The organism is Bradyrhizobium sp. WYCCWR 12699, assembly GCF_032144035.1.
Lineage (GTDB): Bacteria > Pseudomonadota > Alphaproteobacteria > Rhizobiales > Xanthobacteraceae > Bradyrhizobium.
The window spans coordinates 1-13,542 of record NZ_JAVTJN010000014.1 but is presented as its reverse complement, the minus strand read 5'-3'; the positions used below and the strand labels follow the sequence as shown (position 1 = coordinate 13,542).

General features: G+C 58.9%; 8 protein-coding genes and 6 pseudogenes. 3 read left to right on the top strand and 11 right to left on the bottom strand.

Translation table 11 applies throughout. The features are described 5' to 3' along the window. Positions 1 to 352: pseudogene (locus RPS27_RS08780) on the bottom strand (ISNCY family transposase); the annotation flags it as partial. 587 nt (positions 353 to 939) lie between these two features. Here RPS27_RS08780 and RPS27_RS08775 point away from each other — a divergent pair. Then, a complete protein-coding gene (locus RPS27_RS08775) occupies positions 940 to 1,440 on the top strand; it encodes a group II intron maturase-specific domain-containing protein (protein ID WP_206733229.1) in 501 nt (166 codons plus the stop codon). A gap of 288 nt (positions 1,441 to 1,728) precedes the next feature. Here RPS27_RS08775 and RPS27_RS08770 read toward each other — a convergent pair. From RPS27_RS08770 to RPS27_RS08760, 3 genes and pseudogenes are all read right to left on the bottom strand, one after another. Then, positions 1,729 to 1,915: pseudogene (locus tag RPS27_RS08770) on the bottom strand (IS66 family transposase zinc-finger binding domain-containing protein); the annotation flags it as partial. A 495-nt stretch (positions 1,916 to 2,410) separates the two neighbouring features. After that, a complete protein-coding gene (locus RPS27_RS08765; RefSeq protein WP_128929856.1) occupies positions 2,411 to 3,811 on the bottom strand; it encodes an aminotransferase in 1,401 nt (466 codons plus the stop codon). 9 nt (positions 3,812 to 3,820) lie between these two features. After that, a complete protein-coding gene (locus tag RPS27_RS08760) occupies positions 3,821 to 5,335 on the bottom strand; it encodes an NAD-dependent succinate-semialdehyde dehydrogenase (RefSeq protein ID WP_128929855.1) in 1,515 nt (504 codons plus the stop codon). Positions 5,336 to 5,493: 158 nt separating this feature from the next. Between RPS27_RS08760 and RPS27_RS08755 the strand changes: the two genes are divergently transcribed. Continuing rightward, positions 5,494 to 5,970: an Lrp/AsnC family transcriptional regulator gene (locus RPS27_RS08755; RefSeq protein ID WP_128929854.1), complete on the top strand. Its 477-nt coding sequence runs from the start codon at positions 5,494 to 5,496 to the stop codon at positions 5,968 to 5,970. 254 nt (positions 5,971 to 6,224) lie between these two features. Here the strand turns inward: RPS27_RS08755 and ald are convergent, their stop codons facing one another. The 7 genes and pseudogenes from ald to RPS27_RS08725 all read right to left on the bottom strand — a co-directional run. Beyond that, a complete protein-coding gene (gene ald, locus RPS27_RS08750; RefSeq protein ID WP_128929853.1) occupies positions 6,225 to 7,337 on the bottom strand; it encodes an alanine dehydrogenase in 1,113 nt (370 codons plus the stop codon). A gap of 869 nt (positions 7,338 to 8,206) precedes the next feature. Then, positions 8,207 to 8,947 carry a M24 family metallopeptidase gene (locus RPS27_RS08745; protein WP_245502108.1) on the bottom strand — a complete coding sequence of 247 codons (741 nt, stop codon included), beginning with the start codon at positions 8,945 to 8,947 and terminating at the stop codon, positions 8,207 to 8,209. Between the two features lie 349 nt (positions 8,948 to 9,296). Further along, a complete protein-coding gene (locus tag RPS27_RS08740) occupies positions 9,297 to 10,499 on the bottom strand; it encodes a M20 family metallopeptidase (RefSeq protein WP_128929852.1) in 1,203 nt (400 codons plus the stop codon). Between the two features lie 831 nt (positions 10,500 to 11,330). After that, positions 11,331 to 12,059 (bottom strand): annotated as a pseudogene (locus RPS27_RS08735) (Mu transposase domain-containing protein); the annotation flags it as partial. A 71-nt stretch (positions 12,060 to 12,130) separates the two neighbouring features. Continuing rightward, positions 12,131 to 12,432: pseudogene (locus tag RPS27_RS08730) on the bottom strand (transposase); the annotation flags it as partial. Positions 12,433 to 12,686: 254 nt separating this feature from the next. Continuing rightward, the gene (locus RPS27_RS39655; RefSeq protein ID WP_206733559.1) at positions 12,687 to 13,181 is read right to left on the bottom strand and encodes a transposase; all 495 of its coding nucleotides are present in this window, start codon (positions 13,179 to 13,181) and stop codon (positions 12,687 to 12,689) included. Further along, a pseudogene (locus tag RPS27_RS08725) lies at positions 13,111 to 13,287 on the bottom strand (ISNCY family transposase); the annotation flags it as partial. The gene RPS27_RS39655 and the pseudogene RPS27_RS08725, both read right to left, overlap by 71 nt. Between RPS27_RS08725 and RPS27_RS08720 the strand changes: the two are divergent. After that, positions 13,248 to 13,542: pseudogene (locus RPS27_RS08720) on the top strand (hypothetical protein); the annotation flags it as partial. The pseudogenes RPS27_RS08725 and RPS27_RS08720 sit on opposite strands and share 40 nt — an antisense overlap.

Genomic DNA, 13,542 nt, shown 5'->3' with positions numbered 1-13,542 from the left:
AAAGTTTGTCGCGGATCTCGGGAGCAAGGTCGAGGTGGCCGTGCCGTTCCATCGCTTCAATCAGCGCAGGCATTAACGCCTTCAGCCGCTTCCCGCAGATCCGGTCTGACGCCTCCCAAAGCAGCAAGAGCGCGTTGTGTTCCGCCTCATTATAGATCCGACGTCGCGCCCGTCGGCCTGCGCTTACGTCTTCCTGGCCTCGAAGTAGACGCATCGCATGTTTGCGATGGAATCCGGTGATGTCGACGAACTCGTCTAATATCCGCGCCTTCTTCGCACGATCCGAACGCCGATAGCGCGCGCCCGCCGCCGCCGTCAGTTCCTTCCGCGTTGCCATGCTCAGCCACCCCATCTGCGCCCCCGCTTGTTCCCGATCCAGGGGAGCAATTTACGTGAGGCAACGGCTCAGCATCCGGTAACAATTAAGGCGAGGCAATGCGCGCTCTCATCCTGATTGTCGCGCTATAACGGGGTGACGTTCGAAGCCATCGAAGCGCGAGGCGTGGAGTCTCTGCTCGAGCAATTACGAGACGAACTGATCGAGCGCACTTATAAGCCACTTCCATCAAGGAAGCGGGAAATACCGAAGGACGGGGGCTCCAAGGTCCGCGTTCTGTCGATTCCGGCTATCCGCGACAGAGAGGTACAGGGGCGCTCAAGCTCATACTCGAACCTGTATTCGAGGCGGATTTCCAACCGGGATCGTTCCCAAGCGGACAACACATGAAGCGATCAAGCGAGTTGCTAAAGCAATAGCTGAGCGGAAGACGCGGGTTCTCGATCTTGATTTGCGGGCCTACTTCGACAACGTCCGGCATGATCGGATTCTGGAGAAGGTAGCCCTGCGGGTTGATGATGGGGACGTCATGCATCTTCTGCGGCTTGTGCTGAAAGCTTCTGGCAAGAAAGGCGTTCCGCAAGGCGGCGTAATTTTCACCCTTGCTCAGTAACCTCTACCTCAATGAGGTGGACAAGATGCTGGAGCGAGCACGTGAAGTTACACGTCGCGGCAAGTACACCAATATCGAATATGCACGTTTTGCTGACGATATGGTTGTCTTGATCTATGCCCACCAGCGACATGACTGGCTGCTCGGCGCTATAAACAAGCGCTTGCGGGAGGAGTTCGCCAAGTTACAGGTTGAGGTGAATGATGAGAAGAGTCGCATAGTTGACCTGGCCCGAGGCGAGAGCTTCGGCTTCCTGGGAATCGACTTCCGCTATCTCCGCAGTCTGCGCGGAGTGATGCGGCCGTATTACACGCCCAAGCTCAAAAAGCGGACGGCGCTTCTGCGGGGGCTCAAGGAAGTGTTTGGCAGCTATCGGTCGCAACCGATTAGTCGGGTGATAAGCCTGATCAATCCAAAGCTCCGAGGATGGGTAAACTACTTCCGGATAGGCGATTCCAGTAAATGCTTCCCTACATCAGAGACTGGGTAGAGAGGAAGGTCAGACGCCATCTGGCGAAGGCACGGAAACAAAAGGGCTTCGGCTGGAAGCAGTGGAGTAACTCGTGGCTGTACGACACCTTGAAGCTGTTCAACGGCTACCGGGCGAGTGCCGCCGAAGTAAAAGCTGCTCCAACATGATAGGTCCATAAGCCTTGTCATGAAGCAAATGGGAGCGCGTAGTGCGGGAAATCTGCATGCTGCGTGCGATGTGGCGGGGGCTGGAAACGTGCATGACCGGGAAAACTGGTTAAGCGGCGCGCCAGTCCTCGACCCCACTGTCGAACAGGATCGTCGCCAGCAATTGCGGACCGATGAAGCCGCGCGGCGTGGCATGGAACGGTGCCGGCGGCTGGCTGATCTTCTCGCAATCGCGGCAAGTGAACTTCTCTCGCACGGTCTCGATGACCTTGAACCGGCGCGGGATCTCCCAACGTCTCGGTCACATCCTCGCCCAGTGCTGCAACAAGCCGTTCCTTCTCATCCTGCGACCACCGGCGCCGCCGCTCGGCCGATGTGATCACCTCCGCCCCTCGAAATCGGCATAGTGCTTCTCCCAGGATTACCCGTAGGACCTGCAGCGTTCGCGTCCGTCAAACAAGACGGCCCGCAACGGAGGAATACCACAGAGTCACCTGCTCTCCTTCTTCAGATGAACTGAAGGGCCACCGCCGCCAGAGGTGCGATAAATGGCTTGCGCCCAGTCGAAGGGCGAGAAGATCTCTCCGCTCGCGTTTGCCAGCACCTTCCGCACCACCATTGGGTCGTTAGGGCGCGCGACCTGCCCCATTCGGACGTAGTTCCTAGGATTGACAAAGTCCGTGTAACTGGGCATTTGCCGCGGCGGCCCGGTGCTACTTGAGTTAGCTCAGAACGGATCGGGTCGCCTCACGGTGAGGATGACCTTCACTCATGAAGCGCGCCCGATGTGCGACACGTGCCGGGCGTGGAATGCGGAGTTTCTAAACGCTTGCGGGCTCCCTGGCGAGTTCGTCAATGACTTGCCTGGTTGCCTGATAGGCAAGCTCGACAATCTCATCAATCTCGCCTTCCGAGACGACAAGAGGCGGAGCAAAACCCAGAATATCGCCATGCGGCATTGCCCGAGCAATAAGTCCCCGCTCGCGAGCAGCCTTCGAGATGCGGGCGCCGACTTTGAGCTGGGCGTCGAACCGTCGCTTCGTGTGACGGTCCGCGACAAACTCGATAGCGCCGAGCAAGCCGACGCCGCGAACTTCGCCAGCGATCTCCAATTGAGCGAACCTTTCCTTAAGCCGCTTTTGAAAGTGCGCGCCGACCACCCTGGCGCGATTGCTGAGCTGCTCCTTTTCAACGATATCGAGCACTGCGTTGGCGGCGGCGGCAGCGATCGGATGACCCGAGTAGGTGTAACCGTGTGAGAATGCGCCAACGCGATCGGCGGCCCCCTCCATAACAGAGTAAACCTTCTCCCCCACGATGGCTGCCGAGAGCGGCATGTAGCCCGAGGTGAGCCCCTTGGCGACCGTTACGAGATCCGGCTCCATCCCGTATAGAGTACTGCCAAAGTCGGCCCCGGTTCGCCCGAATCCACAGATCACCTCATCGGCGATGAGAAGAACGTCATACCGCCTGAGTACGGCCTGAATCTCCCGCCAATACCCGCTGGGCGGCGGTGTGATGCCTCCGGTACCAAGGACAGGCTCGGCAATAAACGCGCCGACCGTTTCCGCGCCCTCCCGCACAATTAGCTCTTCGAGTTCGGCCGCACGCCGACGAGAAAAGGCCTCCTCCGATTCCCCGTGCTCAGCGCCCCAATAATGGTGGGGAGTGCCTGTGTGCAGAATACCCGGAAACGGAAGGTCCATTTGATCGTGATAGAACGACATTCCCGTCATTGATCCAGAAATGACCGAGCACCCGTGATAACCGCGCTCGCGAGAGATGATCTTCTTCTTCTTCGGCTGACCACGCAGATTGTTGTAATACCAGACGAGCTTGGCCTGAGTTTCGTTGGCATCCGATCCGGAAAGTCCGTAGAAGACTTTGCTGGCGTTTCCCGGTGCCATTTGCACGAGGCGATGCGAAAGCTTTGCGAGCTCTTCGGTCGTGTGAGCAGCGTACGTGTGGTAATATGCGAGCTGATAGGCCTGCCTTGCGATGGCCTCGGCAACTTCGGTACGCCCATAGCCGATATTGACACAGTAGAGACCGGCAAAGCCATCGATGTATGTTCGGCCCTCCGCATCCCGAATGGATATCCCTTTACCACCTGTGACGATTGTGGGATCGCCAAGCTTGCCGCTCGCGAAATCCTTCAGCTGCGTGAAGGGATGCAGAACACTGGAACGATCTCGCTCAGCGATGGTCTTGATATCAATCATATAGTTCTCCTATGCCGCCAAATCGCCGAAACAGACGTATTTGTGTTCCATGTACTCTGCTAAACCGTGCTTCGACCCTTCTCGTCCGAGTCCGGACTGCTTCCAGCCTCCGAACGGAATGGGCGGTCCAGTAAAGGAAGCTGTATTGATTCCGAGCATGCCGCACTCGATCTGCTCAGAAAGGCGGAGCGCCCGGCGAAGGTTGTTTGTGTAGATGTATCCAGCCAGCCCCATTTCGCTGGCGTTCGCCCTGGATACAACCTCCGCCTCAGAATCGAACGGGAGCACGGCAGCAACCGGCCCGAAGGTTTCTTCATGCGTGATCAGCATGTGGTCGGTGACATCGCTGAGCAACGTCGGAGGAACGAAGTTTGCACCCAAACTTGCGCCCTTGTCGGCGCAAAACACCCGCGCCCCCTTTTTTGCGGCGTCGTCGATGTGGGCCCTGCATTTGTTGGCAACCGACAGCTTTGTCATCGGCCCTATATCAGTTGTCGTTTCCAGGCCGTGCCCGACTCTGAGCTGAGAAATAGGGGTGGCAAACGCCTCGACGAAGGCGCGGTAGATCTTTCTATGCACGTAGATGCGATTGGCGGCGAGACAGTCCTGGCCCGAAGTGGTGAACTTTGCGTCCATCGCTCCCTTAACCGCCTTGTCGACATCGACGTCGTCAAAGATGATGCACGGAGCGTGGCCCCCCAGCTCAAGCGACACTTTCTTCACGGTTTGTGCCGCCTCTGCCAGAAGCAGGCGCCCAACTTCGGTAGAACCAGTAAACGAAAGAGCTCGCACCCTCGTATCGCGCAACAGTGGTTTCGAAAGCTCGATTGAATCACCGACAAGCACCTGAAATACGCCACGCGGAATACCAGCTTCTTCGGCCAACCTAGCCAGGGCAAGGGCCGACAATGGCGTCTCGGGAGCCGGCTTCACGACGATCGGGCAGCCCGCGGCAAGAGCAGCTCCCGCCTTTCTCGTGATCATCGCGATTGGAAAATTCCATGGCGTGATCGCCGCCGCAACACCGATTGGCTGCATTCGCACATGAAGCAGGCTTCCCGCTTTGTGACTCGGAATGGTCTCGCCATAGGTGCGCTCGCCTTCAGCGGCAAACCATTCCAGAAAGCCCGCGCCATATGTGATCTCGTAGCGTGCCTCCGCCAGAGGCTTTCCTTGCTCGCTGGTCATAAGAACGGCGAGATCCTCTGAATGGCCGCGGATCAGGGACGCCCAAGATTTGAGGATCACTCCTCGCTCGGTGGGCAGCAGACGCCTCCATGCAACAAACGACTTCTCTGCTGCTCCGATTGCCAGCTCCATGTCGGCCGCCGAGCAACGGGCAGCTTCCGCGATTTCCTCCCCCGTCGCGGGGTCGACAACCGCGTCCTTCTGCCCGCCGTCCGTCCACTTGCCGTCGATGAACGCTGCCCCCGCTAAAAAGTCTCGTCGTCTGAGAGTTCGAAGGTGCCGCATAGCGAGGCCACCCCACTCCGGGCGTCTGTGCCGAAAGCCTTGAACACCCATTTTGAAACTCCCGCGCCGTCACTTATTGAAATTGCTGGAGTAATCAGGATACTAGTGACGCAAACAGATTTGCGTCGCATTTTCGGTGCGCGGGATGAATTCCTGCAAAGCATTGATGCCTTGCGACGAAACGCAGCTTAGGGCTGGAGACAACCGCTATGCGTTACGATCGGATAGATGCACGCATCCTGGAGATCGTGCAAAAAAACAATCGCCTCACGTCCGAGGTCATTGGCGAAATGGCGGGGCTTTCCCCCACGGCGTGTCAGAGAAGGTTGAAGAGGCTCCGTTCGGAAGGAATCATTGAGTCGGATGTGTCCATCGTCTCGGCAAGAGCAGTGGGAAGGCCGATTCAGATGCTTGTCCTCGTGAATCTCGAGCGGGAGCGCTCCGATATCATCGACAAATTCAAGAAGGCCATCAAAACGTCGAGTGAAGTCGTAAATGGCTTCTATGTCACGGGCGATGCAGACTTCGTTCTGTACATAACGGCTCGCACGATGGAGGACTACGAGCTTTTCACCAGACGCTTCTTTTACGAGAACCCCGATATTAAGGGGTTCAAAACCATGGTCATCATGGACCGCGTAAAATCGGGGTTTGCAGTTCCAATCGAAATGCCACCGGACAGATAAGCGATCTTTGATCGCGACGTCCCGACGGTCCAGCTGTTTTGAGCACTCGTGAAAGAATGAGAACCATACCGAAAGCTCTGACAATTCTGACTTCTCACAATCCTCTTCAACCCAAAACAGGCCTAACGAACTCGCCCCAGTGGGCTTGGTCGAATTACGTGCCAGAATGGTGCTTGAAAGCAAAAAAAGGAGGGGCCACTCCAAGGGTGGCCCCTTCAAGTTAGGGAGGAAACGCCCCTAGGGGGCCTGGGAGATCAGGCCGCAGCCTGTTCGATCGGTGAAAATGGTAGGCCGAGACTCTCTGCCACTGCCTTGTAGGTCAACCGGCCCCGATAGACGTTCAGGCCAGCGCGCAAGTGCGGATTTTCAAGCACGGCCGCAAAGCCCTTGTTTGCCAAAGCCAAGCCAAAAGGCAAAGTTGCGTTGTTGAGGGCCTGACTTGAGGTAAGCGGGACTGCACCGGGCATGTTGGCAACGCAATAGTGGATCACGCCGTCGACTTCGTAGGTTGGATCAGCATGGGTGGTGGCACGCGACGTCTCAAAGCAACCGCCTTGATCGATCGCGACGTCAACGACCACAGAGCCTTGCTTCATCGAGCTCAGCATCTTGCGCGACACCAGCTTCGGTGCACTGGCTCCTGGGACGAGCACGGCGCCAATAACGACGTCTGCGGCAGAGACTTCCTCTTCAACGCTGTCGATGGTCGAGTACCTGGTGCGGACGCGGCCCTCGAATAGCTCGTCCAGTTCGCGAAGGCGGTTGATCGAACGGTCGATGACGGTGACTTCCGCACCCAAACCGGCTGCCATTCGGGCGGCATGCGTACCGACGACACCGCCACCGATGACAACGATACGAGCGGGCTGAACGCCAGGCACGCCGCCGATCAATAACCCCCGCCCGCCGCTGTACCGTTTTAGGGCCGCGCCGGCAGCCTCGATCGTGAGCCGGCCCGCGACTTCGCTCATTGGCGCAAGCAACGGCAAGCCCCCGTTCGAGTCGGTGACGGTTTCATAGGCGATCGCTGTGCAACCCGATTTCAGCAGTCCTTTTGCCTGCTCCGGATCGGGCGCCAGATGCAGATAGGTGAAGAGGATCTGATTCTCTCGGAGCTGGACCCATTCGGACGGCTGCGGCTCCTTGACCTTGACTACCATCTCGCTCGATGCAAACACCTCCCGAGCAGCCGCGGCGATTGTTGCACCGGCCTTCCGGTATTCCTCGTCGCTTGCCCCGATGCCAGCGCCGGCATTGGCCTCCACCAATACTTGGTGGCCGGCAGCCACATATTCCCGGACAGCTCCAGGGGTCAGGCCCACGCGATATTCGTGTGTTTTGATTTCCTTGGGAACACCGACTTGCATCTTGCAATCTCCGCTTTTGCTGAACCACTTCTAATCGGAACCACGCGGTGAAATTGAGAAGGGACCGGCGAACGACGCAGAAATTCAGCAACCTCGGCGTTCTTGCGCACAATTCCAGCAGAGTGCGCGAGATGGTGATGGTTTGCTATTCCTGGCGCCGCAATCGGCACAGTGGCAGCCGACACATCGATCCAAAGGAAGTTTCGCACAGCGATTTTCACGTATTTAACGGCCTTCGGTTCCTCCACGGGGCTCTGGGCGAAACATCCCCTCTGTCCCGCTCCACGCAAAAGCTGCATGAATCCCGGCGGATATTTATGGCGGAACAGTTGCCCAGCAACGCGCGCATGCCGCCAGGGCTCGCCGATCGAATGGCAACGATACGCTCAGAGATTGTGAGCATCATGGAGCGGCTGTCAATGATCGCTCGAAAGCGGCCTTTCCGATTGTGACGATCGCGTCCACCTTCGGTCTTGGTGATGACGAGCGCAGGCGCGAGCCCGGGATATTGCGATGGACTACGGCTCGGCGCAATCAGCACCGCGACCGGGCCACCTATCTGCGGACGCCTAGTGTTGAAAACCGGTGTCCTCGTGCAAGAAGGCGAGTGCTGCGAGCGAGAGTGGCCCATTGTTCTCCTTTGAGAGACCTTAACGCACTAGCGGCAGGCCTGGAATCGCTGAGGCCGCAGCGGATTGCGCGTCAGAGTTCGAATAGCTCGCGCGGCAACTTCGTGAATGGTTCACCTGCAACGTCGGTATGCGGAAGGTTTCGCTGATCACATAACCACGTCTTCATCGATCCAGTTTTCAAGCATGAGGTGAAATGTCGTATTCGGCTTGAGGACCGTGTTATCGCCGTCCTTCAAGCTAGCTGTAGGTTCCGTCCAATCTATCGCGACGGCGTAGCCGCACCGAGACTCCTTCACCAAGCCATCGCGTTTTCAAGTTGGAGTTGAAAGCTATGGCGACGTCGCTGCAGGTCCTGCCGGGTTTGGCGGCGGCAAGTGCAGCTTCCAACCTGGCAACGTTCCCTTCATGCAACCGGCGTATGTGATCCGACGGCTTACCGATCGCGACATCGTGCGCATCAGCGGAGAGGTCTAGCCATGACGCCCGCCGCTGAACTCGAAATTGCTCTGCGAGCCCGTCTGGAAGACGTCTTCGGTCCAGCGAATGTGACACGTGGAGATGCGTGCGCAGCGCAAAGAAGAGGCCCGCAAAATCCGTGCTGGGCTTGCCGTTAGCGCTGCGCACCAATGTTGCAATGACCTCGGCGGATTCATTGGCCTCGCGCGCGCCTGAGCGGATAACGTCTCTCGCTTTGAGCATGCCGGCGTCGGAAATAGCGGTAGCTTCCCGCATCATCGCGAATTCCGAGTCCGATTTCACGCCGCGGATCCGGGTCACGGCGTTAGTGCAGTAGACGATGTTCGCGCCTGTCGAGCGAGATTTGAACTTCTTAACTGTCAGCGGGCAAGAGCCGTTCTTCCAGACCGGTCCATTTGCGGCCGACGCCATCGTCCAAGATGAAGTCGATGGTCTCCTCCCGTTCGGGGTAGCGATGAGCGCCTCCGAATAACCAGTGACACGACTGCGATCGACAAACATCTGATGGATCGCCGCCGGCCAGACCATTCTGCGCGTCAGGAAGGTCGGCTACTCATCCGTTAAAGTCACGACCAGCCCCCGCGGAACATAGCCCGACCTCGAAGTGTATCCGGAGAGATATATGATGTTAGCCGGAGCCGTGACCACCGCTTCGACCTTCGCCGCTCTATCTCCGACTTGACGGCGGATAATCTCCGCAGATACCCGCCGCGGGCGAATGCTTGCGAAGCCTTAGGCATTGCCATGTGCAAACTCCTTCTGGAAAGAGTGGGTCGTTCTCTCGCGTGGATCGAGGGCGGGCCGGCGGATCTTTTCGTGTCATTTGTGGCGGGATCGTACATCGGCGCCGCTACGAATTCAGCATCTCCAAGCAGTACCTGATCGCGAGCTCAGCTGTCGGAACGAGCAGATCGTCCGAGGCTCCGAAAGTTGGCGTGTGCACGCCGGACTCGTTGCCTTGCTCCTTGCTGCCAAACCAGAAGTAGATCGAGGGCACGCACGCGGAGTAGAATCCGAAATCGTCGCTGCCGCCGCCTGCGCTCGACGACTTCAGGTCGGAAAACTTGTCTTTGCCCACGGTCTCGACCACCAGCCGCCGAAACCTGTCAACCATCACGTCGTTGTTAATGACCGGCGGTTCACCGAATTTGTGGGAGAACTCCGCTTTCCCGCGGTGCATCGTCGCGACCCCTTCAGCTATTTCTCGCACGCGCTGAACCAGGAGCTCTCTCCGCTCACAACGGCTTGTTCTGATAGTTCCGGTCATCGTAACTGACGGGCAAATGATATTTGTGGCTTCGCCACCTGCAATCGTCCCGATTGTGACGATCGCCCCGTCATCGAAGGGCATTTCCCGCGACACGACCTTTTGGACCTCATTGATGAATGCCCCGGCCATCGCAATTGCATCCACGCCCGCATGCGGCCTCGCGCCGTGGGCCATGGTCCCGATAAGTGTGATCGCGAACTGATCGGCGGATTGTGTCACAGCGCCTGGGCGTGCGCCGAACATCCCCGCGGGCAAATCAGTTTTGACGTGGAACCCAACAGCAGCGTGGAAGCCGCTAAGCAGGCCCTGCTCAGCCACTGATCGTCCGCCGAGTGGCTCCGCCTCCTCGGCGGGCTGGAAAAACACGCGAAGCTTGCCAGAAAAGCTCTCTCGCATCCGATGAAACGCAAGTGCGGTACCCATAGCGATCGACGCATGCAGGTCATGACCGCACGCATGCATATGACCTGGGACCCGGGACTGATAGGACAAGTCGTCCCGGGTTTCCTGGATCGGCAAGGCATCGATGTCGCCCCGTATGGCGACGGAGCGCTGCGGCCCGGAGGCTAAACCGTGGATGTCGACGTAAAGGCCGGTTTTGTGAAAGGTCTTCGCATCGAACAGCCCAAACCGTTCAAGCGTTTCGCGGATCCGCTGTTGAGTTTTCCACTCGTTGTTGGAAAGCTCCGGCTCGCGATGCATAGCATGCCGCATTTCGATCACCACGTCCTTTTCGGAACTGGAAAGCAGATTGTTTGCGCTTGTGTTTGTAGTCCTCTTCATCTTCGCGGCCTTCCAGTTGACGCTTGAGTCAATGTAGCAGGTCGGGTAGGCGGGGAGCAGCGACTAGCGTGGCTATCGCGCAGCAATGCTGCAAGGTTGTCGTCCGATGCGCACAATCTGAGAGCATCTGATCCTGGCGGGCGCCGGATCGCAGGGCCTCGGAAGAGGCCCTGCACAACCAAAACAAGCTAACGGCGCGCCTGTCGATCGGGACTACCATCACGGCCCCGGAGCCGTCAGCTTCTCAGCTCTTTGGTCATCCTCTATCCGAGGCCTGCGCCCTGCTCCCTGAATGCTCTCCAGTCGATCGGCCGCTCCAGCGCTGCTCGTTCGCGCCTCTGCCGAAGGAAATGGTGGGTCTTTGGGCAAATATGGCGCCGGCCTTCAAAATAATTGCGGCTGCAAATGACAATATCATTGCGACACGTCGCAGCTCCGTACCCCAGCTCCAGGCTTTCACGCAAGGCGAGGCATCGGCCGGTATTGTGGACAGCCGAGCACATGAGGCGCGGAAATCCGGGACGCCATTGGAACGGTCGTCGCGTGCGAGGGCATCTACGCGGTGACCTCGTTTACCCTCATCGTGCGGGATGTCGCAATAGGAGGTGCGCTAGCCTACATCGATCCGCTGCTTTCCGCTCAGGGTATGCTGGCTGTACCAAAAGCGCTCCGCTACGGCCCACGACTGACGTGGCGCTCGGCGAGCTGGCTGCGGAGATTCTCATGAATTCGTAGCGAGCAGAACGAGTCAGCCAGTATAACTGTTGGCGGGCATGGTTAAGATCTTTCGCTTCAGGTCCTCGATGATCCGGTCGACTAGCGCAGTATCGGGCCGGACCGGCCTCCCTCCCTGCAGATCTTTGCCGGCGTCCACTCGCATAGCGCCGGTGGCTGGAGGGCATGTGGCGCTGATCGTCGTGTGCCGCCCGTTGCCACTGCCACGCATATGCACGCTCGCCTCCAAGGAGGGTTCAATCGTTCGTGCGCTGATCCGCGCTTCTAGTCTAACTCAGCGGCGGGCGAAGCGATAGGGCACCGAATATGGTGTTGTTCGATCTCGACGTGATAGTCGAGCCCGACCCGCCATTCGGCATGGACCCACGGCTGGCCCGGAAGCGGTTTGAGAATTGGCGCATCAATTTCCTCGAAAGCTGGCGCCGTATGCGGCCATACTGACGCAGTACCCGTTCGTCATTGAGCTTGGCCAGCCACTAGGCGATCGCGCGGTTGAGTTCGGCCAGGCTGTAAAAAGTTCGGTTGCGCAACCGCCGCAGCAGCCAACGCTCGATGATTCCCACCGCAGGCCTCGACCTTTGCCTTATCTCTCGGGCGAGGCGGCCGTGCCGGAATGCTGCGCCATATCGCTGTAGCTGCGGTCGACTATGGGGTCACAGAGGCAGGCCTCGATCACCGCGATCTTGGCGTTGTGGGCACCAGCAGTTGCGTCGCGTCACCAAAAAAGCTGTAGGCCGCGTCGTTTCCCGCGATCCAGTCGCCGAGCTGCTCGGTCCACGTCGCTAGCGGGAATGACAAGCTGGATGCGCCCATGACCGCAACGAAGCGCGCGATCATTTCGGAACTCCGCGCGCCATCAAATCGGTACGGTGCGCGCGATGACCTCGGAATCGACAGACCACGGCGGTGAGCGCCTTCTCGGCCATCCGGCGCGGCTCCAGGAAACCCGGGAAGTAGGAGCCCTTGCGCAGCTTGGGATGCGAAGCTCGACCGTGCCGGCCAGGTCTCCCAGGTCCGGTCGAAGCTCACCGTTGCGCTGGGCCAGACGCTCGGGGTTCTTCTCGCCGTAGGCTGCACCGACCTGGCCTTCGACTTCCAGCTCCATCAGCCGCTGGGCAGCAAAGCCGATCATCTCGCGCAAGAGATGGCCGGAGTTCGAGACCCTGACGGCTCGCTTCCGTCTTTCCGTTCCACGCATCACTCGAGGGCGCAGGCGCGCATATGACGCGGGTTACGCTCGGGAAGAGCCGGGTGCGGGAAGTCTGCCCGCCCGGATCTGTGAGGGCGAAGCCGAATGGCTGAGTTACTCGACCACGACCCCGGTACAGGACCACGATGTCAAAAACCGGAAGTTTGCTCATTCGGCGGATTGCGGGTGCGACAATGGAAATTTAGCCCACTCGAGTAGGATCACAGCGATTTCTCGCACGCCGAGCGCAGGCGCTCAAGCACTTAGCGACGTCTGCATCGATGCTCGCAACGGCTGCGCCAGCTCCCCCGTCTGCAAAGGTGGCGGTGCTGACTTATGAGTCGACGCATTGCAGTGAGGATTTGCTCGGCATCGACGACGTCGCGCAGCGCGCACGAATTGGGATTGGCGGCAAGGGTGCTCATAGTGGAGACCATTCGGACGACATAAGAGGACCATTGTCGCCGCGTATCGAAGTGTATGCTGGCGGAGGCTCCGCAGCCGCCGGTGGCGACGATTCCGACACCAAAGGCACGAACGATATTGCATCTGCCGAAGCCGGCAGCACCAGTTGTTGAACGCGCCCGGCGTCGCCAGTCATGTACCTGCTGTGTCCGGCAGCCATGGCGGCGGGCGATATCGATTGCAATCGCACCCGGCTCAAGGCTTTCCGCGGCGATCTGACCCTTCAGGCGTGCGGACGTCCGCTGCCAGGCGCTGGTGAGGCGTTGCCGGCGCGCTGTATGTCTTGCGTACACGAGCACTGTCGCGCTGCTTGGCTAACAGTTTGAACGAGGGTTGGAAGAAGTTTACGAACAGCCGCGCTGATCGACAGAGTGCGGCCAGCAGCTCGGCCGCTTCCAGGCGAGTTCGTCGACATCACCGGATTCCATCGCAAACATGCGATGCGTCTACTTCGAGGCCAGGAAGACGTAAGCGCAGGCCGACGGGCGCGACGTCGGATCTATAATGAGGCGGAACACAACGCGCTCGTGCTGCTTTGGGAGGCGTCAGACCGGATCTGCGGGAAGCGGCTGAAGGCGTTAATGCCTGCGCTGATTGAAGCGATGGAACGGCACGGCCACCTCGACCTTGCTCCCGAGATCCGCGACAAACTTT

Bases quoted from the DNA above. Each gene is read 5' to 3' on its own strand.
- RPS27_RS08765 (WP_128929856.1), bottom strand. From the start codon at position 3,811: ATGATTGATATCAAGACCATCGCTGAGCGAGATCGTTCCAGTGTTCTG.
- ald (WP_128929853.1), bottom strand. From the start codon at position 7,337: ATGCAAGTCGGTGTTCCCAAGGAAATCAAAACACACGAATATCGCGTG.
- RPS27_RS08745 (WP_245502108.1), bottom strand. From the start codon at position 8,947: ATGTTTGTCGATCGCAGTCGTGTCACTGGTTATTCGGAGGCGCTCATC.
- RPS27_RS08740 (WP_128929852.1), bottom strand. From the start codon at position 10,499: ATGAAGAGGACTACAAACACAAGCGCAAACAATCTGCTTTCCAGTTCC.
- RPS27_RS08755 (WP_128929854.1), top strand. From the start codon at position 5,494: ATGCGTTACGATCGGATAGATGCACGCATCCTGGAGATCGTGCAAAAA.
- RPS27_RS08760 (WP_128929855.1), bottom strand. From the start codon at position 5,335: ATGGGTGTTCAAGGCTTTCGGCACAGACGCCCGGAGTGGGGTGGCCTC.